General features: G+C 62.9%; 21 protein-coding genes. 4 read left to right on the top strand and 17 right to left on the bottom strand.

Features of this window, described 5'->3' with window-relative positions; translation table 11 throughout:
- Positions 1–117 precede the first annotated feature (117 nt).
- Positions 118–933, top strand: coding sequence for a posphoenolpyruvate synthetase regulatory kinase/phosphorylase PpsR (gene ppsR, locus AB1286_RS00610; protein ID WP_430361436.1), 816 nt, complete (start codon positions 118–120; stop codon positions 931–933).
- 13 nt (positions 934–946) lie between these two features.
- Here the strand turns inward: ppsR and AB1286_RS00605 are convergent, their stop codons facing one another.
- The 16 genes from AB1286_RS00605 to rpsB all read right to left on the bottom strand — a co-directional run bounded on the left by AB1286_RS00605 (position 947) and on the right by rpsB (position 16,902).
- Positions 947–1,732: a TrmH family RNA methyltransferase gene (locus AB1286_RS00605; RefSeq protein ID WP_430361435.1), complete on the bottom strand. Its 786-nt coding sequence runs from the start codon at positions 1,730–1,732 to the stop codon at positions 947–949.
- A gap of 76 nt (positions 1,733–1,808) precedes the next feature.
- On the bottom strand, positions 1,809–2,588 hold the full coding sequence (gene rnhB / locus AB1286_RS00600; protein ID WP_430361434.1) for a ribonuclease HII: 780 nt from the start codon (positions 2,586–2,588) through the stop codon (positions 1,809–1,811).
- Positions 2,585–3,754 carry a lipid-A-disaccharide synthase gene (gene lpxB / locus AB1286_RS00595; RefSeq protein ID WP_430361433.1) on the bottom strand — a complete coding sequence of 390 codons (1,170 nt, stop codon included), beginning with the start codon at positions 3,752–3,754 and terminating at the stop codon, positions 2,585–2,587. Before lpxB ends, rnhB begins: the two co-directional genes overlap by 4 nt.
- A 3-nt stretch (positions 3,755–3,757) precedes the next feature.
- Complete coding sequence (gene lpxA, locus AB1286_RS00590) at positions 3,758–4,546, bottom strand: acyl-ACP--UDP-N-acetylglucosamine O-acyltransferase (protein WP_430361432.1); 789 nt, start codon at positions 4,544–4,546, stop codon at positions 3,758–3,760.
- 114 nt (positions 4,547–4,660) lie between these two features.
- The gene (fabZ, locus tag AB1286_RS00585; RefSeq protein ID WP_430361431.1) at positions 4,661–5,119 is read right to left on the bottom strand and encodes a 3-hydroxyacyl-ACP dehydratase FabZ; all 459 of its coding nucleotides are present in this window, start codon (positions 5,117–5,119) and stop codon (positions 4,661–4,663) included.
- A gap of 117 nt (positions 5,120–5,236) precedes the next feature.
- Positions 5,237–6,310 (bottom strand): UDP-3-O-(3-hydroxymyristoyl)glucosamine N-acyltransferase, encoded by a 1,074-nt coding sequence (gene lpxD, locus AB1286_RS00580; protein WP_430361430.1) that lies wholly within the window; start codon positions 6,308–6,310, stop codon positions 5,237–5,239.
- Between the two features lie 19 nt (positions 6,311–6,329).
- Positions 6,330–6,833: an OmpH family outer membrane protein gene (locus AB1286_RS00575; protein WP_430364946.1), complete on the bottom strand. Its 504-nt coding sequence runs from the start codon at positions 6,831–6,833 to the stop codon at positions 6,330–6,332.
- A gap of 68 nt (positions 6,834–6,901) precedes the next feature.
- Positions 6,902–9,211: an outer membrane protein assembly factor BamA gene (gene bamA, locus AB1286_RS00570; RefSeq protein WP_430361429.1), complete on the bottom strand. Its 2,310-nt coding sequence runs from the start codon at positions 9,209–9,211 to the stop codon at positions 6,902–6,904.
- A gap of 65 nt (positions 9,212–9,276) precedes the next feature.
- Complete coding sequence (gene rseP, locus AB1286_RS00565; RefSeq protein ID WP_430361428.1) at positions 9,277–10,650, bottom strand: RIP metalloprotease RseP; 1,374 nt, start codon at positions 10,648–10,650, stop codon at positions 9,277–9,279.
- Positions 10,651–10,657: 7 nt separating this feature from the next.
- Complete coding sequence (locus AB1286_RS00560) at positions 10,658–11,881, bottom strand: 1-deoxy-D-xylulose-5-phosphate reductoisomerase (protein ID WP_430361427.1); 1,224 nt, start codon at positions 11,879–11,881, stop codon at positions 10,658–10,660.
- 19 nt (positions 11,882–11,900) lie between these two features.
- Positions 11,901–12,722 carry a phosphatidate cytidylyltransferase gene (locus tag AB1286_RS00555; RefSeq protein ID WP_430361426.1) on the bottom strand — a complete coding sequence of 274 codons (822 nt, stop codon included), beginning with the start codon at positions 12,720–12,722 and terminating at the stop codon, positions 11,901–11,903.
- Positions 12,716–13,498, bottom strand: coding sequence for a polyprenyl diphosphate synthase (uppS, locus tag AB1286_RS00550; protein WP_430361425.1), 783 nt, complete (start codon positions 13,496–13,498; stop codon positions 12,716–12,718). The genes AB1286_RS00555 and uppS overlap by 7 nt, the downstream gene beginning before the upstream one ends.
- 55 nt (positions 13,499–13,553) lie before the next feature.
- Positions 13,554–14,114: a ribosome recycling factor gene (frr, locus tag AB1286_RS00545; protein WP_430361424.1), complete on the bottom strand. Its 561-nt coding sequence runs from the start codon at positions 14,112–14,114 to the stop codon at positions 13,554–13,556.
- Positions 14,115–14,210: 96 nt separating this feature from the next.
- Positions 14,211–14,924: a UMP kinase gene (gene pyrH / locus AB1286_RS00540; protein ID WP_430361423.1), complete on the bottom strand. Its 714-nt coding sequence runs from the start codon at positions 14,922–14,924 to the stop codon at positions 14,211–14,213.
- Between the two features lie 187 nt (positions 14,925–15,111).
- Entirely contained in the window at positions 15,112–15,993 is an 882-nt protein-coding gene (gene tsf, locus AB1286_RS00535) for a translation elongation factor Ts (protein WP_430364945.1), read from the bottom strand.
- Positions 15,994–16,149: 156 nt separating this feature from the next.
- The gene (gene rpsB, locus AB1286_RS00530) at positions 16,150–16,902 is read right to left on the bottom strand and encodes a 30S ribosomal protein S2 (protein WP_430361422.1); all 753 of its coding nucleotides are present in this window, start codon (positions 16,900–16,902) and stop codon (positions 16,150–16,152) included.
- A 418-nt stretch (positions 16,903–17,320) separates the two neighbouring features.
- Here rpsB and map point away from each other — a divergent pair, with 418 nt between their 5' ends.
- The 3 genes from map (at position 17,321) to AB1286_RS00515 (ending at position 22,579) form a co-directional block, all read left to right on the top strand.
- Positions 17,321–18,127 carry a type I methionyl aminopeptidase gene (map, locus tag AB1286_RS00525; protein ID WP_430361421.1) on the top strand — a complete coding sequence of 269 codons (807 nt, stop codon included), beginning with the start codon at positions 17,321–17,323 and terminating at the stop codon, positions 18,125–18,127.
- Positions 18,128–18,298: 171 nt separating this feature from the next.
- Positions 18,299–20,869 carry a [protein-PII] uridylyltransferase gene (locus tag AB1286_RS00520; RefSeq protein WP_430361420.1) on the top strand — a complete coding sequence of 857 codons (2,571 nt, stop codon included), beginning with the start codon at positions 18,299–18,301 and terminating at the stop codon, positions 20,867–20,869.
- A gap of 6 nt (positions 20,870–20,875) precedes the next feature.
- Positions 20,876–22,579 carry a pseudouridine synthase gene (locus AB1286_RS00515; protein ID WP_430361419.1) on the top strand — a complete coding sequence of 568 codons (1,704 nt, stop codon included), beginning with the start codon at positions 20,876–20,878 and terminating at the stop codon, positions 22,577–22,579.
- A 203-nt stretch (positions 22,580–22,782) separates the two neighbouring features.
- Here the strand turns inward: AB1286_RS00515 and AB1286_RS00510 are convergent, their stop codons facing one another.
- Positions 22,783–23,253: a hypothetical protein gene (locus tag AB1286_RS00510; RefSeq protein WP_430361418.1), complete on the bottom strand. Its 471-nt coding sequence runs from the start codon at positions 23,251–23,253 to the stop codon at positions 22,783–22,785.
- Positions 23,254–23,975: the final 722 nt, after the last annotated feature.

Raw genomic sequence — 23,975 nt, 5'->3', positions numbered from 1 at the left:
TTGTCCCCGCGCGCCACCGCGACGACAAAATGACTCGCGTCAGGCACCGTTGCGCGCGAAAACGCGCGACAATCGCGTTTTTCTCCCCGCAGCGTCCCGCACCAGACGCCTTTGCCGATGCCGCCTACCGTATTCATCGTCTCCGACGGGACAGGGATTACCGCCGAGACGTTCGCGCACTCGATCCTGTCCCAATTCGACCAAAAATTCCGCCTGGTACGCGTCCCGTTTGTCGATTCGGTCGACAAGGCCTACGCGACGATCGAAAAGATCTCCGAATCCGCCGAGCTCGACGGGCGCCGGCCGATCGTCTTCACGACGCTGGTCGACAGCGCCTCGAATGCCATCGTCAAGAACTCGAATGCGCTCGTGCTCGACATCTTCCAGCAGTTCGTCGAACCGCTAGAGCAAGAACTGGAAATGAAGTCGACCCACGCGATCGGCCGTGGGCACCAGAACGCCGATACGGACGAATACAAGACGCGGATCGAGGCGATCAACTTTTCGCTGGCCCACGACGACGGCCAGTCGAATCGCAATCTGGCCGATGCGGACGTCATCCTCGTCGGCGTCTCGCGCAGCGGCAAAACGCCGACGAGCCTATATCTCGCCATGCAATACGGCGTGAAAGCAGCGAACTACCCGTTGATCCCCGAGGATTTCGAGCGCGGCAAGTTGCCGACGCCGCTCATCGCGCACCGGGAAAAGCTGTTCGGGCTGTCGATCGATCCGCAGCGTCTATCGGAGATCCGCAACGAGCGGCGTCCGGGCAGCAAATATGCCGCCCCGGAGAATTGCCGCTACGAAATCAACGAGGCGGAAGCGCTGATGCGCCGGGAAGGGATTAAGTGGTTGTCGTCGACGCACAAGTCGATCGAGGAGATCGCGACGACGATCCTCCAGGAAATCAAGCTCGACCGGCCGACTTACTGAAGCCGGACCGACGCTAGCCGGCGGCGCGCTGCTGCCGGCATTGCTCGAACAGGCAGATCGCGGCCGCGGCCGCCACGTTCAGCGATTCCATGCCGCCCGGCTGCGGAATCGTCAGACGATGCTCGACGGCGGCGCGCCATGGCGCCGATACGCCCGCGCCTTCGTTCCCGAACACCCAAGCGATCGGCCCCGCCAGATCGCAGTCATAGAGCGCTTGCGGCGCATGCGAATCGGTGATGGCAGCGGGCACCGCCAAGCGCTCGATCAGCGTAGCCGCCTCGACGTCTTCATGGATATCGAGCAGGAAATGAGCCCCCATGCCCGAGCGCAGCACCTTCGACGACCAGGCGTACGCCGTACCGGGCGCGCAAAACACCTGGCTCACGCCGGCCGCCGCGGCGCTACGCAGAATCGATCCCACGTTGCCCGCGTCTTGAACGCCATCGAGCACGACGCAGGTCGCCTCGATACGCTCGGGTAGCGCAGCGGCCAGCTTGCGCACGACCAGCAGCATCCCCACGCCATGCACGACGTTCGACAATTGTCCGAAGAGCGCATCGGGCAGTACGACGACGCGCTCGGCGTCGATCCGCGCGACGATGGCCTGAGCCTCGTCATGCCCCAATGCCCCTTCCGTCACGACGCAGGTCTCGGGTTGGCCGGCTACATCGAGATAGGCGCTCGCCAGGTGAAAGCCCTCCAGCAACGCTTGGCCGCCCTTCTTTTGCTGATGCGTGGATGCGGCGAGCGCCTTGAGGCGCTTATAGAGCGGGTTGTCGCGGGAAGTGATCGCTTTCACGAAAATAGACTGAAAAATGGCGGCCTAGCGACCGGCAAGGAAGCGCATTGGGCCGATTTGGCCGCGATACGCTCGATTATTGATCCGCGCCGGCGCTAGCGCCGGCCGTACCGATCTCGGAAGCGTCGTCGAGGATACCGAGTTCGCCGAACGCATCGTCGCCGATCTCGACCTCAACCACGGTGGCCGATGCACTACCAGGCAGCGTCGCACCCGCGCCAAGCCGTGCGAACGCCGCTCGAACGGGCGCGAACGAACGGCGATGATGCTCGCATGGCCCATGCTCGGCCAGCGCCGCCAAATGCTGCGGCGTGCCATAGCCGGCATGCGCATTGAAGCCGTAGACGGGAAACCGCTCGTGCAATTCGAGCAGCATCCGGTCGCGCGTGACTTTGGCGAGGATCGAAGCCGCCGAGATGGCCGGCACGAGCGCATCGCCGCCTATCACCGCTTCGCTGCGAACGGAAAGCTCGGGGCATCGGTTGCCGTCGATACGCGCAAGCGTCGGCAGCAGCGAAAGCCCTTCGACGGCCCGCTTCATGGCGAGCATCGTGGCATGCAAGATATTGAGCCGGTCGATTTCCTCGACGCTCGCCGACGCAACGCAATAGCTCAGCGACCGCTCGACGATCTTCTCGTACAGCTCCTCGCGCTTCTTCGCACTGAGGGCTTTCGAGTCGTCGAGCCCGCGAATGCGCCGCTTGGGATCCAAAATGACGGCGGCCGCGACGACGGGTCCGGCCAACGGCCCGCGCCCCGCCTCGTCGACGCCGCAGACGATGTCCAGCGGCGAGTTGAACTCGAGCGCGCCTTGTGTCGACGCACTGCCCCGGCGCGCGGGTCGCGAACTCGTCATGGACGCGGCTTCCTCGCTTCGATGACGCGCGCAACCGCCTCGGCCGCGCGCTCGGCCGTGTTCCTGCGCAGCGTCACATGCATCTGCGTGAACACCTCCGTGAGCGTGCGCCGATTCGCGTCGTCGTGCAACTGGACGAGCGTCGCGTCGGCCAACGCCTCGGGCGTCGCGAAATGCTGGAGCAATTCAGGGACGACAAAGCGCTCGGCCAAGATATTGGGCAGTCCGACGTACGGCAAGTACCCCTGCCGGCGCATGATCTGGCCCGTCAACCAAGGCACCTTGTACGAAATCACCATCGGCTTCTTGAGCAGTGCCGCCTCGAGCGTGACGGTACCGCTTTTGACGAGCACGGCATCCGCCGCGGTCATCGCGCGCTGTGCGTCGCCGTCGGTGAGCGTAAGCGCGAGCTGGGGATGGGCGGCAACGAGGGGCTGCAACAACTCGCGCAACGCGGGCGTGGCCGCCGGCATCACGAACCGCAGGCTCGGCTCGCGCTGCTGCATGATGGCCATCGCCGCAAAGAACGTCGGACCGATCAGCCCGATTTCCGAGCGGCGGCTCCCCGGCAGCACGGCGACGATGGGCCCCGTCGCGGGCAGACCCAGCGCCGCGCGAGCACCGGCGACATCGGGCTCGAGCGGGATTTCGTCGGCGAGCGGATGGCCCACGTAGGAGGCCGATACGCCGGCTTTTTCAAGCAGCGCCGTCTCGAACGGAAACACGCAGAGCATGTGGTCCACGGACTTCACGATCGTCTTGATGCGTCCGCCGCGCCAAGCCCAAATCGAGGGACAAACGAAGTGGATCGTGGGAATGCCGGCCCCGCGCAGCGCCCGCTCGAGCCCGAAATTGAAATCGGGCGCGTCCACGCCGATGAAGACGTGCGGCGGCTCCGCCAACAATTGATGCTTCAGTTCGTTGCGAATACGCAGAATTTCAGGGATATGGCGCAGGGCTTCGACATAGCCGCGAACGGCGAGCTTGTCCATCGGCCAGTGGGCCTCGAACCCCTGGGCCGCCATACGCGGCCCGCCGATGCCGTAATACTGCGTCGCGGGCGGCAAGACACGCGTGAGACCGCCCAGCAGCGAGGCCGCCAGCAGATCGCCCGACGGCTCGCCCGCCACCATCGCGACGCGCAACGCATTCGATTGCAACGTCATCGCTTAGCGGATGATGCCGCGGTGCGACGTTTCGATGAAGGCAATCAGCTTACGCACGGGCTCATCGCCGTCGCCGCCCGCGGAAGCCAGATCGGCGAGTTGCGTCTTCGCTTCCTCGAGCGACAAACCGTTCTTGTACAGCAGCCGGTAGGCGCTGCGCAGCGCCGAGATCGCATCCGCCGAAAAACCGCGCCGGCGCAGTCCCTCGACGTTGATGCCGTGCGGCTCCGCCTTGTTGCCCGCCGCAATGACGAAAGGCGGGATGTCTTGCACGAGCGCCGATGCGCCGCCGAGCATCGAGTGCTCGCCGATTTTGACGAACTGATGCACGCCCGACATACCGCCGACGATCGCCCAATCGCCGATGATGACGTGACCCGCCATTTGCGCGTTGCTCGACAAAATGACGTGACTGCCGACATGGCAATCATGGCCGATATGGACGTACGCCATGATCCAGTTGTCGTCGCCGAGCGTCGTCACGCCGCCGTCCTGCACGGTGCCCGTGTGGATCGTCGTAAATTCGCGAATCGTATTGCGCTCGCCGATCTCGAGCCGCGTGGGCTCGCCTTGGTACTTCATATCCTGCGGCCGGCCGCCGACGTTCGCATAGTGGCCGATTCGATTGTCGGCGCCGATCGTCGTATGCCCTTCGATCACGCTGTGCGAACCGACGCTCGTGCGCGCGCCGATCGTGACGTTCGCGCCGACGATCGCATACGGCCCGATCTCGACGTCCTCGCCGAGCTGCGCGCCCGACTCGATGACCGCTGTGGGATGAATCCTGCTCATGCGCTTATCGCCCTTCTTTATGCTCAGTTGCGACGTATCGGCCGCCGCGGCCCGCCTTCGGTTGAGGCTCGGGCCGGATGGGCGCCCGCGACCGGCTGCGCTGGGGCAGCCTCGTCACTCGTTCGTTTGCTTGACCGTGCACATCAGCTCGGCCTCGGCGGCCGTGACGCCGTCCACTTCGGCCCGCGCCTTGAACTTCCAAATGCCGCGCATATAGCGCTCGAACGTCACGTTGAGAATCAGTTGATCGCCCGGTTCGACGACGCGCTTGAAGCGTGCGCCGTCGATCCCGACGAAGTAGTACAGCGTCGTTTCCGGATCGTGCGGCTCCTCGGCGAACGTCAGCAAAGCCGCCGTCTGCGCGAGCGCCTCGAGAATCAGCACCCCGGGCATCACCGGCCGTTGGGGAAAGTGCCCCATGAAGTACGGTTCGTTGATCGAGACGTTCTTCAGTGCCTTGATGCTCTTGTGCGGCTCGAGCTCGAGCACCCTGTCCACGAGCAGGATCGGATAGCGATGCGGCAGCAGCGTGAGGATCTTATGGATGTCGAGATTGATTTTTTCAGTGCTCATGGTGTGTCTGCTCCACGCAAAGGTCTCGCGCGGGTGATTGACTGCGGATGCTGATCGCGGCGCGCGATGCGCCGCCTGCCGGAGCACCGCCTTGCCAGGCGTTGCCCCAGTGCCTGCTCAAGCGTTGCCACCTCGCTCGGCAAGCGTTGCTTCGAGTGTCTTGATGCGTTCGCGCATCTTATCCAGATTGCGCACGAGTGCGGCGCTCTTATTCCATTCGGCATGACCGACTGCTGGGAACGTGCTCGTGTAGATGCCCGGTTTGAGCAGCGACTTCGATACGCCCGACTTCGCCGTCACGATAACAAAATCGCCGAGCGTCACGTGCCCGGCAACGCCGACGGCGCCGCCAATCATGCAATGACGGCCGATCGTCGTGCTGCCCGCGATGCCTGCACAGCCGGCGATCACGGTGTACGCGCCGATCTTGCAGTTGTGGCCGATCTGCACGAGGTTGTCGATCTTCACGCACTCCTCGATGATCGTGTCGGCCATCGCACCGCGGTCGATCGTCGTATTGGCGCCGATTTCGACGTCCGCGCCGATCGTCACCCCGCCCACTTGCGGAATCTTGACCCAGCTGCCCGTACGGGCGTCACCTTCGCCCTCGAAGTCGGGCGCGAAGCCGAAACCGTCGGAACCGATGACCGCACCCGCATGCACGATGGCGCGCGGCCCGATCTCGCAGCCGTGGTAGACCGCAACGTTCGGATACAGATGCGAGTCCTCGCCGATGCGCGTGCCCCGTCCGATCGTCACGTTGGCATCGATCCGTGCGCGCGCGCCGACGACGGCGCCGGCCTCGATTACGACGTGCGGTCCAACGACGGCGTCCGGCGCGACCTGCGCGCTCGGATCGATGACCGCGCTCGGATGCACGCCGGCCGGCGCTTTCGGCGCAGCCAGGTCGATGAACAACTGCGCCACGCGCGCGAAATAAGCGTACGGGTTCGGCGTGACGATGAAATTACGCCCCTCGCGCGATGCAAGCTTCGCCAGATCGCTCGGCGCGATCAAGACGGCGCCGGCTTGCGTCGTCTCGACTTGGGCCAAATATTTGGGATTGGCAAGAAACGCCAATTGATTCGGCTGCGCCTGATCGAGCGGCGCCAGCCCCGCGACCGTCAAAGCCACGTCGCCGACGACTTCACCGCCGAAGCGCTGCGAGATTTGCTCGAGCGTCAATGCCATTCGCGTACCACTCCGTCGTTCAGTTCGTCGCGCTCGCGCTCGAGGCGGCCAGCGCCTTCAACACCTGATCGGTGATGTCGATACGCGGGCTCACGTAGACGGCTTCCTGCACGATCAGGTCGTAGTGCTGCTGCTCGGCGATCTGTTTGATCACCTTGTTCGCCTTATCGAGCACGGCCGCCAGCTCTTCGTTACGACGCTGATTCAAGTCTTCGCGGAACTCGCGCTGCTTGCGCTGGAATTCGGTGTCGAGATTCGACAATTGGCTCTGCTTGGCGGCACGGTCGGCCGACGACATCGACGCCGCGTTCTTGTCGAGTTGGTCGGACAACGACTTCAGACGGCTCGCCATGTCTTGCAGATCTTTGTCGCGCTTCGCGAATTCGGCCTCGAGCTTGAGCTGGGCGGCCTTGGCCGATGCCGATTCGCGCAGGATGCGATCCGAGTTGACCGCTGCGATGCGGGCCTCTTGCGCTTGCGCGACGCCCGCCACGAGCGCCCCCGTCAGCGCCGCCACGCCCATCGCGCGTCTGAAAAACGTACCAGTTTGCAAAATCTTCCTCTCGATGCTGGACAGGGTATGACGTGTCGTTAGAACGCCGTCCCGATCTGGAATTGGAATTTCTGGTATTGATCGCCCGTGTGCTTCTGAACCGGGAAGCCCAAGCTCACCTTGAGCGGGCCGATCGGCGAAATCCACGCGAGACCCAAACCGTAGCCGTAGCGCAAGCCGTTCGCGCCAATGCTCGAACCCTCCGTACCCCAGACGTTACCGCCGTCAAAGAACGTGAACACACGCAGCGTTCGATCGTAACCGGTGCCCGGCAACGGGAACGTCAACTCGATATTGCCGACGACCATCTTCGAGCCGCCGATCGGATCGCCCGTCGTCGAATCGCGCGGACCGAGCGAGCTCGGCTGATAGCCGCGCACGGAGCCGATACCGCCCGCGAAGTAGTTCTTGAAGATCGGGAACGGTTTGTTGCCGATCCCGTTGCCGTAACCGCCCTGGAAGTTCAGACCCAGCACGAAGCCGCGCGAGAACGAGTAGTAGTACTGCGCTTGCAAATCGGCCTTGTAATACTGGGCCGCGCCGACCGGCGTACCGTATTCGGCGTTCGCTTGCGTGAAATAGCCGCGGCTCGGCACGAGCGCGCTGTCACGCGCATCGCGCGACCAGCCCACCGTCAACGGGACGTTGTTCGAGACACGGCCGAAGTTCGTGACGTAGTCTTTGTAGACCTGCGGCGTCGAGTCGTCGATATCGAGACGGTTTTGCTCGAAGCCTGCGCCGAAATAAACCGTATCGACTTCCGAGAACGGAATGCCGAACTTCAAGTCCCCGCCCGCCGTGATGATGCGGAAGCTCGAACTCGTCGAGTAGTACAGCGGCTGGGTCGTCCGATAGTAGACATCGGTGATCCGCTTGATCCCGTCCACGGTGAAGTACGGATCCACCTGGGTCACGGTCAGCGTGCGGTACGAACGCGCCGTATTGACGTTCACGGAAAGGCTCGTACCCGAGCCGAACACGTTGTCTTGCGAGATACCCGCCGAGAGCACCACCTTGTCCGTCGAGGAGAAACCGGCGCCGAGCGTGATCGCGCCCGTCGGCTTTTCCTTGACCTTGACATCCACGTCGACTTGGTCGGACGTACCGCTCACCGGCACCGTCGTCACGTCCACATCGGTGAAGTAGCCGAGGCGGTTGATCCGGTCCTTCGAGAGCGCGAGGCGGCTCGAATCGAACCACGAGCTTTCGAGCTGGCGCATTTCACGGCGAATGACTTCGTCGCGCGTGCGCGTATTGCCCGTGACGTTGATATGGCGGACATAGACGCGGCGGCTCGGATCCACTTGCAGCGTCAGCGCGACCTTGTGATGCACCTGATCGATGTCAGGCTGTGCGTTGACCGTGGCAAACGCATAGCCGTACTCGCCGAGCTTATTGACGATCGCCTTAGTCGTCGCTTGCAGCTTTTCGGCCGAAAAGCGCTGACCCGGCTTGATCGTCACGAGCTTTTTCAACTCGGCTTCGCGATCGAGCAGGTTACCGGCGAGCTGGATGCTCGAAATCGTATAGGGTTCGCCCTCATGCACCGTCAGCGTCAGGTACATGTCCTTCTTGTCGGGCGAAATCGAGACTTGCGTCGATTCGATATTGAATTCGAGATAGCCGCGGTTCAAGTAGAACGAGCGGACGTTCTCGAGATCGTTCGTGAGCTTGTCCTTCGAATACAGATCGTTCTTCGTGTACCACGAGAACCAATTCGGCGTGGACAACTGCATCTCGTCGCGCAGCGTGCCCGTGCTGAACGCCTTGTTGCCGATGAAGTTGACCTGGCGGATCTTTGCGCTCGGACCTTCGGTCACGGCGAACAGGATCGAGACGCGGCTGTTGTCGATCGGCGTGACGGTGGTCGTGACCTCGGCGGCGTAGAAGCCGCGCGTCAGGTACTGACGCTTGAGCTCCTGCTCGGACCGATCGACGAGCGACTTGTCGTAATAGCGGCCCGGCGACAAACCGACGCTCTTCAGCGCCTTGGTGAGCGCATCCTTGTCGAACTCGTGCAAGCCCGAGAAGTCGATTTCACCGATTGCCGGACGCTCGGCGACGTTGACGATAACGACGTCGCCTTCGGTCGCGATGCGCACGTCGCTGAAGAAGCCGGTCGCGTAGAGTGCACGAATCGCCTCCGACGCTTTGTCGTCCGTGAACGTATCGCCCCGCTTGATCGGCAGGTAAGAGAACACCGTGCCGGGCTCGACCCGTTGCAAGCCCTCGATCCGGATGTCTTTCACCACGAAAGGCGCCGTCGCCGCATGAGCGACGAGCCCGTGAGCGGCAACCGCCGCGATGGCAACCGTCTTAGGAACAAAGCGATGAGGTTTGAACAACATGCATCCCCAGAGTTTTTAGCTACATCTGTCCGTCGCGGCCGCGCTCTCGCGTACCGCCGAACACTTTAGAAATGGATTAAACGAGCCAGATCGTTGAAGAGCGCTATCGCCGACAAAACGACGATGCACACGAGACCCGCCCTTTGCAAAACGAGCTGCCAGCGTTCCGATACGGCTTTGCCGGTCGCGGCTTCAACCAAATAATATAACAGATGCCCCCCGTCCAATACCGGAATCGGCAATAAGTTCAACACGCCGAGGCTGATGCTCACCAGCGAAAGAAACGACAAAAACGGCGCCCAGCCGAGCTGCGCGCTCTTGCCTGCGTAATCCGCGATCGTGACGGGGCCCGATAAATTCTTCAGCGACGCCTGCCCGGTCAGCATCCGACCGAACATGCGCAGCGAGTATACGGCGATGTCCCAGGTGCGCCGCGCGCTGCGTGCGACGCTCTCGGTCAGGCTGTAGCGCACGCGCAGGGTTTGCACGTGCGTTTCGAGCGCGGCGCCGATGCGGCCCGAGGTCGCGCCCGTCTGCACGTCCTCGCGCGCATCGGGCACGACGGTCAGCGTCAGCTGCCGAGCCGGCGCACCTCGCTCGATGCCGAGCGCGATCGCCCGCCCGGCCCGTGCCTTGACATAGGCAATGAACGCTTGCGCGCCGTCGATCGGGGCGCCGCCCGCCGTGCGCAGCATATCGCCGGCTTGGAGTCCGGCGCGCTGCGCCGCACTGCCCGCCTCCACGGCCGCGACCGTCAGCGTGCCGCCTTCGTCGAAGCCGAGCTTGGTCAAGAAATCGTCGTCGAGATCGTGTCCGCGCACATTGCGCAGGTCGACCTGGAAGTCGTACGTACCGCGTCCGTCGTGCGCTTGCAGCACGATCCGGCGATGATCGAAAGCCGCATCGAGCAGCTTCCAGCGAAGATCCGACCACGAACGCACCGCCTCGATGTCGGCGCCGTGCTCGTCGCCGATCGCCACGACCGTTTCGCCGCCCTCGAAGCCCGCACGCGCTGCGACGCTGCCCGCGGGCGGCGTGGCAAGCGTTGCCACGGGCTCGGTGACGCCGGTGACGAAGACGATCGAAAACAGCGCGATCGCCAGCAAGAAATTGGCAAGCGGTCCCGCCAAAACGATGGCGATGCGCTTGGCTACGTGCTGGCGGTTGAACGCATAGGGCAAATCCGACGGTGCAATGCCGGGCCCCGGATCGCGCTCATCGAGCATCTTCACGTAGCCGCCGAGCGGCAACGCCGAAATCGTCCATTCGGTGCCGGTTTTACGCCCGACCCAGCTCAAAAGCGGCCGTCCGAAGCCGATCGAAAAACGCAGCACCTTCACGCCGCAAAGCCGCGCCACGCTGTAGTGCCCGTACTCGTGTACGACCACGAGTACGCCGATCGCTACGGCGAATGCGGCGACTTCGATCAGCACGTTCATCGATGTCTCACTGCACCGCGCGATCGACGGTGCCCGTGCGGGTGGCCGCCGGTGCCACGAACGTGCGGCCGGCGATGAATTCGCTCGCTGCGCGACGGGCGTCGGCATCGGCGCTCAGTACGTCGTCGAGTCCGCTCGGCGTGCGGTTCGACAATCCGTCGAGCACGGTGCCGACCGTGCGCGCGATATCCATGAAGCCGATCCGGCGCTCGAGGAACGCGTCGACGGCAATCTCGTTCGCGGCATTCAACGCCGCGCTGGCGACGCCGCCCGCCGCCAACGCTTGCATCGCCAATGCGAGGCACGGGAAACGCTCGTAGTCGGGCTTTTCGAATTGCAGCATGGCGATCTGAGCCAGATCGAGCTGCGCCACGCCCGAATCGACGCGCTCGGGGAACGCGAGCGCGTGCGCGATCGGCGTACGCATGTCCGGGTTGCCCAGTTGCGCGAGGACCGAGCCGTCGGCATACGAGACGAGCGAATGAATCACGCTTTGCGGATGAATCAGGACTTCGATTCGGTCGCCCGGCAAAGCGAAGAGCCAGTGGGCCTCGATGACCTCGAGACCCTTGTTCATCATCGTGGCGGAATCGACCGAAATCTTGCGGCCCATCACCCAGTTCGGATGCTTGCACGCTTCGTCCGGCGTCACGCCGACGAGCGTCGCCGGCTCGCGCGTACGGAACGGCCCGCCCGAAGCCGTCAGGATGATCTTCGTCACACCGCCGTGTCCGGCGGCGTCACGCGGCAGGCATTGGAAGATCGCATTGTGCTCGCTATCCACCGGCAACAGGGTCGCGCCATGGTCGCGCACCGCATCCATGAAGATCGCGCCCGACATCACGAGCGCCTCCTTGTTCGCCAGCAAGATGCGCTTGCCGGCGCGAGCCGCCGCCAACGTGGGAGCGAGGCCGGCCGCCCCGACGATCGCGGCGACGACGGTGTCGCACTGCCCGCTTTGCGCCACTTGCACGAGTGCATCTTGACCGTACGCAACTTGCGTCTTGCAACCGGCGGCCTTCAGCTGCGCTTCGACGCTCGCCGCCGTCTCGGCATCGCCGACGACCGCGACTTCGGGCTTGAAGCGCAAGCATTGGGCAACGAGCTTCTCGCCGTTACGATGCGCGGTCAGCGCATAAACGGAGAAGCGCTCCGGATGACGGGCGACGACGTCGAGCGTGCTATCGCCGATCGAGCCCGTGGAACCGAGCAGTGTCAGACATTTTTTCATATCTAAAATCCTTAGCGCTCTAGCCAATGAGCAGCATGGCCAGCGGCAACACCGGCAGCAGTGCGTCGATTCGGTCCAGCACCCCGCCGTGTCCCGGCAACAGCGCGCTGGAATCCTTCACGCCCGCCTGACGCTTGAGCATCGATTCGAATAAGTCGCCGACGATGCTGAATGCCACCAGCACCGTCAACACGAGTAGCGTGCGCGCTACGCCGATGCGTTCGCCAAGCGCCGATACGAGCGTTGGCGCGAATGCATGCGACGCCATGACGGCGAGCGCGACCACCACCACGGCAAGCCAACCGCCGACCGCGCCTTCCCAGGTCTTGCCCGGGCTGATCGCGGGCGCGAGCTTGTGCTTGCCGAACGCCTTGCCGGCAAAGTATGCGCCGATATCGGCCAGCCAAACGACTAGCAGAACGGACAACACGAACGATACGCCTAGAATGCGTGCGGCGACGAGCGCGTGCCAACAGGCCACCAGGACGACCAGGCCCGCGAGGACGAGAAACAGCCGCCACGCGCCGTGCGCGAGTGTAGGTTTGCGGATGAGCACATAGGGGCCCGCCAGGACCCAGAAGACGGCGGCCGCTTCGAGCAGCGGGCGCGCCGCGCGCGATCCGAGGCCCAGGCGCGTGCTAGCAGCCAGCGCAAGCGCGGCAACCAATGCATACGCAAGCGGGGCGTACCCCGGCAGTTTGAGCAGGCGAGCCCACTCCCAGGCGCCCAGGACGAGCGCAACCGCGATCAGTGCGCCGAAGGCCGCCACCGGTGCGAACAGCGTGACCGGCAGCAGCACCGCCAGCAGCACCACGGCGGTGATGACGCGGGTTTTCAGCATGGAAGAGAATCGGCGTCTTGCGATTGAGGCTCGAGCTGCGCGCTCGTGCGACCGAAGCGGCGCTCGCGGCGGGCATACGACGCGATCGCATCGGATAGCGTCTTTGCGTCGAAATCGGGCCAGTACGCGTCCGTGAAGTAAAGCTCGGTATAAGCGAGCTGCCAAAGCAGGAAGTTACTGATGCGCGTTTCGCCGCCGGTGCGAATGAAGAGATCGGGCTCGGGCGCATAGGCGAGTGCCAGGTGCTGCGCGAAGCTTTCTTCGTCGATGGTGACGGCCTGCCCCTCGCTGGCCGATTGCTCCGCCAGCTTACGGGCAGCTTGCATGATGTCCCAGCGGCCGCCGTAATTCGCCGCGATCGTCAACGTCAAACGTGTATTGCGTGCGGTTTTGGTCTCCGCCCGGCGAATGAGATCCTGCACGCGCGTATCGAACAGCGACAAATCGCCGACCACGCGCAGCCGGATGCCGTTGGCGTGCAGCTTGCCGACTTCGCGCTCGAGCGCGGTGACGAACAGGCGCATCAAGAACGACACTTCGTCGACGGGACGGCGCCAATTCTCCGAGCTGAAAGCGAACAGCGTCAGATATTCGACACCGGCACGCGCGCATGCTTCGACGGCCGTGCGCACGGCTTCGACACCGCGCGTATGACCGGCCACACGCGGCAAACGGCGCTGCGTGGCCCAACGGCCGTTGCCGTCCATGATGATCGCGATGTGCCGCGGTACAGCCGCGATATCAGGCACGCGAACGGTAGAGCTGGTATAGGTCATGGCCGCCGAGACTCAAACTACGAAAAAGTGAAGGACGCGTCGAGACTGGGAAGCCTCAGACGGTCATGATCTCGGCTTCTTTCGAGTGGACGAGCTTGTCGATCTCGGCGACGTATTTATCGGTGAGCTTTTGCACCTCATCGCCGGCGCGACGCTCGTCGTCTTCCGAAACCTCTTTGTCTTTGACGAGCTTCTTGAGCTGTTCGTTCGCATCGCGACGCAGATTGCGCACGGCAACCTTCGCCGTTTCGCCTTCGCTCTTGACGACCTTCGTCAGTTCGCGGCGACGCTCTTCGGTCAGCGCGGGCATCGGCACACGAATCAAATCGCCTTGCGTGGCGGGGTTCAGGCCCAGATCCGATTCGCGAATCGCCTTTTCGACGATAGCAACCATCTTCTTTTCCCACGGCTGCACGCCGATCGTGCGCGCATCGATGAGCGTCAAGTTGGCTACTTGCGAGATCGGCACGTTCGAGCCGTAGTAATCGACCTGGATGTGATCGAGCAGACCCGTATGCGCACGACCCGTGCGGATTTTCGCCAAATCGTTCTTGAACGCTTCGATCGAACGCTGCATCTTTTGATCGGCGCCCTTTTTGACCTCTGCTACGCTCATTTAGACCTCCAAAACTTCATCATTGTGCGGTCTCGCCCGCGCAGCGCCACTTTTGTGCGCCTCGGGCGAAACACGCCCCGCTTCTCTCACGGGAGTTTACACGTGGACGAGAGTGCCCTCGTCCTCACCTTGTACGATCCGCTTGAGCGCGCCCGGCTTGACGATCGAGAACACGCGAATCGGCAGCTTCTGGTCGCGGCACAGCGCAAACGCCGTCGCGTCCATCACTTGCAGATTGCGGCCGATCGCTTCGTCGAAGCTGATCGTCGAGTAGCGCGTCGCGGACGGATCCTTCTTCGGATCCGCGGAGTATACGCCGTCGACCTTGGTGGCCTTGAGCACAACCTCCGCCCCGACTTCCGAGCCGCGCAGCGCGGCGGCCGTATCGGTCGTGAAGAACGGGTTGCCGGTGCCGGCGGCGAAAATCACGACCTTGCCCTCTTCGAGCTGGCGAATCGCGCGCGGCCGAATATACGGCTCCACGACTTGGTCCATCCGAAGCGCCGATTGCACGCGGGCTTCGATGCCGGCGTGACGCATCGCATCTTGCAAAGCGAGCGCGTTCATCATCGTCGCGAGCATGCCCATGTAGTCGGCCGTCGCGCGGTCCATGCCCGCCGCGCCACCCGCTACACCGCGGAAAATGTTGCCGCCGCCGATCACGACGGCCAGTTGGGTGCCGAGCCGAACGACTTCGGCAATATCGGCCACCATGCGTTCGATCGTCGCGCGATTGATGCCGAACGAATCGTCGCCCATCAGAGCTTCACCGGAGAGTTTGAGAAGAACGCGTTTATAGGCTGTGGGCATAGCGGTATCCGATCGCGCCGAAGAGATCACGACAATGTGGAACTGTAGGGGTGAAACATAGCGCGGGGCAAGCTCGGCCGCCGCCACCCAGAAGGTTGCGGCGGCCCGGGTGAGCCCCGGTCGGTTCGCCGGGCGAACCTGCCGCGGGCGAGCATGGCGCTCGCCGCGGGTACGGCAAACTGCGAACTTACTGCTGCTTTGCTGCGGCGACTTGCGCAGCCACTTCGGCTGCGAAATCGTCTTGACGCTTTTCGATGCCTTCGCCCACCACGAACAGCGCGAACTTTTGCACCGACGAGCCGGCTGCCTTCAGCATTTGCTCGATCGTCTGCTTGTCGTTCTTAACGAACGGCTGGTTCAGCAGCGACACTTCCTTCAGGTACTTTTGCACGCTGCCGTCGACCATTTTCGCGACGATTTCAGCCGGCTTGCCCGATTCGGCCGCCTTCTGTTCGGCAATGCTACGCTCCTTGGCGATCAGTTCGGCCGGAACGTCGTCCGACGACAGCGAAACCGGCTTCATCGCCGCAACGTGCATGGCGACGTCCTTACCGACTTGCTCGTCGGCGCCCGTGTATTCGACGAGCACGCCGATGCGCGTGCCGTGCAGGTACGCAGCCAGCTTGTTCGACGTTTCGAAACGCGCGAAACGGCGGATCGAGAGGTTTTCGCCGATCTTGCCAACGAGTGCGAGGCGCACCGCGTCAACCGTCTCGCCGTTCAGCGGCAGGGCCGACAGCGCAGCCACGTCGGCCGGGTTTTGCGACACGACGAGTTCGGCCACTTGCTTGGCGAACGCGTTGAAATCGTCGTTCTTCGCAACGAAGTCGGTTTCGCAGTTCAATTCGATGAGCGCGCCGGCGTTGCCGCCGATGGACGAGGCGATGATGCCTTCGGCCGTGACGCGCGAGGCCGCCTTGCTGGCCTTGTTGCCGAGCTTCACGCGCAGCAGCTCTTCGGCGCGGGCCATATCGCCGTCGGCTTCCGTCAGCGCCTTCTTGCATTCCATCATCGGCGCGTCGGTCTTCGCGCGCAGTTCAGCCACCATGCTTGCGGTAATTGCCGCCATCATTCGCTCCTTGAGTCTGTCTTTCACACGCCGCTCGCATTCGATGCAAACGGCAGGCATTCGTTCGCGGCGCATCGATCGCGCCACACGTTTCGCCGACACTTAAAAAAAGGGGGCCTATCGAGAGCCCCCTTTTTTGCCGGCGACGGGGTTGCGTTACTGCTCCCCGCCCACCTCGACGAACTCGTCGCCGTCGGTGCCGCGCGCAGCCTGCACGACTTCATTGACCGCGTTGGCACGGCCTTCCAGGATCGCGTCGGCCACGCCTTCCGCGTACAACGCAACAGCCTTGCTCGCGTCGTCGTTGCCCGGGATCACGTAATCGATGCCTTCCGGCGAGTGGTTCGTATCGACCACGGCGATGACCGGCACGCCGAGCTTGTTCGCTTCGGTCACGGCAATCTTGTGGTAGCCGACGTCGACGACGAAGATCGCGTCCGGAATGCCGCCCATGTCCTTCACGCCGCCGATCGACTTTTGCAGCTTGGCGATTTCGCGTTCGAACAGCAGCGCTTCCTTCTTGCTCATCTTCTCGAGCTCACCCGCCTCGACCGCCGCTTCCATATCCTTCAGACGCTTGATCGAAACCTTCAACGTCTTGAAGTTCGTCAGCATACCGCCGAGCCAACGGGCGTTGACGTACGGCATACCGGCGCGCTGCGCTTCTTGCGCGATCGTGTCGCGCGACTGACGCTTCGTGCCCACGAACAGGATCGTGCCGCGGTTAGCCGCCAATTGACGCGCATACTTCAGCGCGTCGTTGTACATCGGCAGCGTCTTTTCGAGGTTGATGATGTGAATCTTGTTGCGATGGCCGAAAATGAAGGGGGCCATCTTCGGATTCCAGAAGCGCGTTTGGTGACCGAAGTGCACGCCGGCTTCCAGCATTTGACGCATGGTGACTGCCATGTAATTCTCCGCGAGGGTTGGGTCTTAAGCCGGCTGCCGTACCAGCCGGGCCCGCAAACGCCAAAGCATTGCAACGGACCGCGGCTCGGCACCCTGGGTGCGCCGGCTTGCGAATGAGTACTTCCGGGTACTGCCAACTACTTCCAGCCGCGGGCGGGCACGAGCTTCACGCGAATTCGAGGCAACACATCGCGCACAACATCAAGGCCCAGCAACGACTAGCCCGAAAGTATACCACGCAAAAGCCCGCTCCCTCAAGCCGCTCGACCGCTCGAACGACAGGTTCTCGCTGCGGCGCACCATCGGCATGCGCTGCGGCGGCCCGTTGCGCGAACCGCGACGCGCTGCCACGGGGCGCATATGGTGCGATAATCGCGGGCATTCACATACGTACATACCGCTTTTAGGCCCGGAATCCATGGCTATCACGATCAAAAACGAAGACGACATCGCGAAAATGCGCGTCGCATGCCGTCTCGCGAGCGAAGTGCTCGACTACATCACCCCGTTCGTCAAGCCCGGCGTGACAACGGCCGAACTCGACCGGCTCTGCCACAACTACATGCTCGACGTGCAGGGAACGGTTCCGGCGCCGCTCAATTACCAGCCGCCCGGCTATCCGCCCTACCCGAAAGCTACCTGCATTTCGGTCAACGACGTCATCTGTCACGGCATCCCGGGCGACAAGATCGTCAAGAACGGCGACGCACTGAACATCGACGTCACGGTTATCAAGGACGGTTACTTCGGCGATACGAGCCGCATGTTCATCGCCGGCGAGGGCTCGATCCTCGCCAAGCGCCTCGCGCAAACCACCTACGAATGCATGTGGCTCGGGATCGAGCAGGTGCGGCCCGGCGCGCGGCTCGGCGACATCGGTCACGCCATTCAGCGCCATGCCGAGGCAAGCGGCTACAGTGTGGTGCGCGAATATTGCGGCCACGGTATCGGCACGGTCTTCCACGAAGATCCGCAGATCTTGCATTACGGCCGCCCCGGCACCGGGCTGGAACTGCAAAAGGGCATGATCTTTACGATCGAGCCGATGATCAACGCCGGGCGTCGCGAAATCCGCACGATGCCCGACCAATGGACCGTCAAGACGAAGGATCGGAGCTTGTCCGCGCAGTGGGAGCATACGGTGCTCGTGACCGATACGGGCTACGACGTATTGACGGTATCGGCGGGCACGCCGGCCAAGCCGTCGATCGCCGTCGCGGCCTAAGCGGTCCCGCCGTAGGCTCAAGCGGCCTCGCGTGCGGCGCCGGACGGCGCCCGCGGCCGGCCGACGAAGTGCCGGCGCGGACCGGCTGCCGGCGCTTGCGCCCGAGCGAAAGGGCACGCAAGCGTTCACCCACCAACGTATCAACCGGTTCCTAGCCGTTCACGCCAGCCTATGAGCGCCCCCGCCGTCATCACCGATCCGGCATCGGTCAAAGCCGACTACCGTGCCGCCAAGGCGGCCCTCCTCGCGCGCTTCAAGACGGCAAGCCGCGTCGAAGCGCTCATGCAAACGCTCTCGCGCACGACCGACGATGCCCTACGGCGCGCTTGGGAGGCGTGCGAGCTGCCCGCGTCGAGCGCGCTCGTGGCCGTCGGCGGGTATGGCCGCGGGGAGCTCGCGCCCTACTCCGACATCGACATCCTCGTCCTGCTGCCCGATAACACCCCGCCCGAACTCGATGCGGGAATCGAGCGCTTCATCGGCATGGCTTGGGACTTGGGACTCGAGATCGGCAGCAGCGTGCGCACGGTCGCGCAATGCATCGAGGAAGCTGGCAACGACATCACCGTACGCACCTCGCTGCTCGAGGCTCGGCGCATCACCGGCAGCACCGCGCTCTTTCAACGTTTCGTCCTGCGCTTCAACGACACGCTCGATGCGCGCGCGTTCTTTCAAGCCAAAGTGCTGGAGATGCGTCAGCGCCATGCGAAGTTCCAAGACACGCCCTACAGCCTAGAACCGAACGTGAAGGAAAGCCCCGGAGGCTTGCGCGACCTACAGTTGATTCTGTGGATCGCGCGGGCCGCCGGCTTCGGGCGAAGCTGGCGCGAACTCGACGAGCGCGGCCTCATCACGGCCCGCGAAGCGCGCGAGCTGCGCCGCAACGAGGCGTTCTTGAAGATGCTGCGGGCGCGGCTGCATGTGATCGCGGGGCGGCGCCAAGACGTACTCGTATTCGACTTGCAGACGAGCGCTGCCGAAAGCTTCGGCTATAGTGCCACGCAAGCGCGCCGCGCAAGCGAACAGCTCATGCGCCGCTATTACTGGGCGGCCAAAGCCGTCACGCAGTTGGCGACGATTCTCATCCAAAACATCGAAGCGCAGTTGTTTCCTCGCACGAGCGGGATCACGCGCGTGCTATCGGAGCGCTTCGTCGAGAAGCAAGGCATGATCGAAATCGCGAGCGACGACGTATTCGAGCGCACGCCCACGGCGATTCTCGAAGCATTTTTGCTCTACGAAACGACGCGCGGCACGAAAGGTCTCTCGGCCCGGACCCTGCGCGCGCTTTACAACGCGCGCGAAATCATGGATTCGCGCTGGCGGCGCGACCCGGAAAACCGTCGCCTCTTCATCGAAATCCTCAAGCAGCCGCAAGGCATCACGCACGCCCTGCGGCTCATGAACCAAACGAGCGTGCTCGGACGCTACCTGCTGAACTTCCGGCGCATCGTCGGGCAGATGCAGCATGACCTTTATCACGTCTACACGGTCGATCAGCACATCTTGATGGTGCTGCGCAATCTGCGGCGTTTCGCCCTGGCCGAGCATGCGCACGAATATCCGTTTTGCAGCCAATTGATGGCCAACTTCGAGCGGCAATGGGTGTTGTACGTCGCCGCCCTGTTCCACGACATCGCAAAGGGCCGCGGCGGCGATCACTCGACGCTCGGCATGGCCGATGCGCGCCGCTTCTGCCGAGATCACGGGATGTCGAGCGACGACACCTCGCTCGTCGTTTGGCTGGTCCGCCAGCATTTGACGATGAGCCAAGTCGCGCAAAAGCAAGATACGAGCGACCCGCAGGTCATCAAGCAATTCGCCGAACTCGTCGGCGACGAGCGGCGGCTCACGGCGCTTTATCTACTGACCGTCGCCGACATTCGTGGCACAAGTCCGAAGGTCTGGAATACGTGGAAGGGCAAACTGCTCGAGGACCTATACCGGATGACGCGCGCCGTGCTCGGCGGCGCGCGCCCGGACGAGCATTCGGAGCTGAAGACGCGGCAAGAGCAAGCGCTCGCCCTGCTCCGCCTCGAAACCGTCCCGGAAAACGCGCACCGCGCGCTGTGGGACGAACTCGACGTCGGCTACTTCCTGCGTCACGACGCCGCCGATATCGCTTGGCAAACGCGCGTGCTCTACCGGCACGTGCGCACCGATGCGCCGATCGTGCGGGCACGGCCGTCGCCGATCGGAGAGGCGCTGCAAGTGCTCGTCTACGTTCCGGATCGCTCCGATCTGTTCGCCGGCATCTGCGCTTATTTCGACCGCAACGCCCTCTCGGTACTCGATGCGCGCATCAATACGACGCGCCACGGCTACGCGCTCGATAACTTCATCGTTGCGCATACCGAGGACGACGTGCAGTATCGCGACATCGCGAATTTAGTCGAGCAGCAACTCGCCGCTCGTCTGTCGACCGACACGCCGCTACCCGAGCCCTCGAAAGGCCGCCTCTCGCGGCTGTCGCGAACCTTTCCGATTACCCCGCGCGTGGACTTGCGAGCCGACGAACGTGGGCAGTACTACATCCTATCCGTGTCGGCCAACGACCGGCCGGGGCTTCTTTATTCGATCGCGCGCGTGCTGGCGGAGCATCGGATCGGCGTCCACGCGGCGCGGATCAACACGCTCGGCGAGCGCGTGGAAGACGTGTTCCTACTCGACGGACGCGGCCTTTCCGACAACCGCTTGCAGATTCAGCTCGAAACCGAGCTGCTGCGCGCGATCGCAGTGTGAGACTTTATGCGCGTCAAATTGACAGCCAAGCATCCGCGTCCGGCCTCGCCGAGCCGCGCCCCCGTTCGTGCCGGCAGCCCGTCGGCACGCAAGACGCCGCGTGCCGACGTGACCCACTCCGCCCCCGCGCCGAAGGCAGCCGCGCCTCGTTCGGGCGCTAAAGCGGGCGCGCCGGCATCGGCCGCGCCTAGACGCGACAGCGCGGCGGCAAAGCCTCCGCGGACCGGGGTGCGACCCAGTCAACCGCGGGACGGCAGGGGCTCGAGTGAGAAGCGCGGTGCCCGCGACACGACAGACACTCGGTACGCCCGCGGTCCTCGCGACGCGCGAGGCAGCCGCGATGAAAGCGGACGGGACGAGACGCGACGCAGTCCTCGCGCCACCGGCCACAACGACGCCGCACCGGGACGCCGGAGCGACGACGCGCCGCGCCGCTCGCCTCGCAGCGACCGTCCGCCACGCGATGCGGGAAGCCGCCCACCGCGCGATGCGGGGAGCCGTCCGCCGCGCGATGCGGGAAGCCGTCCGCCCCGCGATGCGGGAAGCCGTCCGCCGCGCGATGCGGGGAGCCGTCCGCCGCGCGATGCGGGGAGCCGTCCGCCGCGCGATGCGGGGAGCCGTCCTGCACGCGAGCCGGCCACCCGCTCCCGACGCGGGGAAGACGACGCGCAAACACGCACATTCGCACGCCCTGTCAAGGGAGGCGCCTCATCGCCGAGGTCAGCCGAACCGCGCCGTGAAAGCGGCTTTTCTCGTACGGGAATGGGTGCGGGTGCGAAACCGGGCACTCGTGAAGGCCGTGGGCCGTCGGAGGCTCGCGGCCGGCCGTCAGAGACCAAACGCCCGGCTGCCGCCGATTGGAAAACGGGCGCGCCGCGGGCGGCCAAGCCCCTGAAGGCGTTGCCGGTCGCAACCGGTCGAGCGGGCGGCGGCGCCGACGCCGAGGCTGCCGATGGCCTCGTTCGGCTATCGAAACGCATGTCGGAACTAGGCCTGTGTTCGCGCCGCGAAGCGGACGAATGGATTGAAAACGGCTGGGTCCGCGTTGACGGCGAGCGCATCGATACCCTCGGTTCGCGCGTGCGTCCCGATCAGCATATCGAGGTCACCCGCGATGCCCAAGCTGCGCAATCGCGCCAAGTCACGATTTTGCTGCATAAACCCGTAGGGTATGTATCGGGCCAGGCGGAGGACGGCTATGAGCCGGCCATCACCTTAATCACGGCGGCCAATCGCTGGGAGGACGACCGCGCCACGACCCGGTTCGTTCCGAGCCAGTTGCGCGCGCTCGCACCGGCAGGCCGCCTCGATATCGATTCGACGGGCTTGCTCGTGCTGACGCAGGATGGGCGCATCGCCAAGCAGCTCATCGGCGAAAACTCGAGCGTAGAAAAGGAGTATTTGGTTCGCGTCAACTACGGCGATCACACGACCGATGTGGCGGACCATTTCCCCGCCGAGAAGCTCGCCCTCCTTCGCTATGGGCTATCGCTCGACGGCGCGGCGCTCAAACCCGCAAAGGTAAGCTGGCAGAACGGCGAACAACTGCGGTTCGTGCTGCGCGAAGGCAAGAAGCGGCAGATCCGGCGCATGTGCGAACTGGTCGGCCTGCACGTTGTCGGGCTCAAGCGGGTACGGATGGGCAGCGTCGTGCTCGGTGCGCTGCCGCAGGGGAAATGGCGATACTTGCTACCGAACGAAGCATTCTGAGCTAGTCGGCAAACGATCGACGCGGCACGAATTGGCTGCGAAGCACGGCCAGGAGCTCAGGGTACCTGGGATGCTGGCCGTGCAAAATGGCATTCTCTCGATTGCCGCGATCGGCAAGACTAGGATGAATCGAGAAGCGATCTCATTTGCGCAGCCCCTTGGCTTCCATCGACATACAATCGTCGATACTCGAGCTATATCACTTACTCAGTCACTGACGTTATGGTTTGAGCAATAGGATAGCCGCCGGCCAAGCAACCATCCCAATAAATTGTTCCCGAATTGTCGGACAATGTGTACGAAATCCCTGGCGCGATCATGATCGAATGAGAATGCGCACCGCCGCTGAACGTACGGTTCACTATAAATTCCACAACAATAAAGCCGGAATCTTTGACCGACGCACTGGGGGTCACGTCGGTGACCGAATAACTCCAGCCATCCTGCCAATCCGTTAGCATCGCGATATCAATTCCGCTCATCGCATCCAGTAACGTATAAGTCGCCACCCCGGCATTGTCGAAATGAGAGTTATCTTGATTCCATATCCTATAGACTAACAGTATGTGACATCCCTCCTTCCCACATACGACAGTGTCATCCTTGGGGCCATTAGATTTAAAACATTGCACCCCAAAAGTCCACGGCGATTCATTCTTTGTTTCGGCTTGCATATCTCAATTTTTCATCTTAGGTTGAATGAGAAAATCCGAAAAACTTCAGAGTTCGATCTTCGCGGCTGCATCGGCGCAGCGATACGTCGAGCGCGTATTCAATGATGGTAGCGCGACAACTCCGTTCACACCCAGATCTTTTTGAATAAAATCGATGATTGGGTCTAAGACATTCGCGTCATTTCAGAAGTTTGCATTGCCCCCCGGGCTCGTTAACAAGAATCGGAGACGACCATATTATAGTAATCACAAGCCTTGTAATGGCTAATATCACAATGACCACCAAATCAGGTGCTATAGCACGGAGTGCATCGAGGATTATCTCCAAACGGGGGATCGCCGCAGCAAAAATAACCCTTACCACAATCACCCGATATCCTTATTCCAAAATTCAGTTTTGCAAAATCTCTGGAGCTCGCCTTTACCACCACATCGCATTGCAAAGGCAAATTCATTTTATCTCTCCATCAATTCATGTTTTGCTATCGATGCTCCCCCCTAACATCCATCGGAAGGAATCATCTTGTAAGTCGCACAAGTAATGGCTTCGTTCACAATACAATGACCAAAAACAGTGACATGACAAGCCTTACAATAGGAGACACCTAAATTTGATAAGCTTGCACAACAAAAATGTCCTTTCGGACATCCCCCGGACATTTCGACACCGGAAAGGGGCTGCCCCAATCCCCTACGCCCGTGAGAAACGACAGATCTATATT

The organism is Trinickia sp. NRRL B-1857, assembly GCF_050470685.1.
Lineage (GTDB): Bacteria > Pseudomonadota > Gammaproteobacteria > Burkholderiales > Burkholderiaceae > Trinickia.
This window is presented reverse-complemented; position numbering and strand designations above follow the sequence as displayed.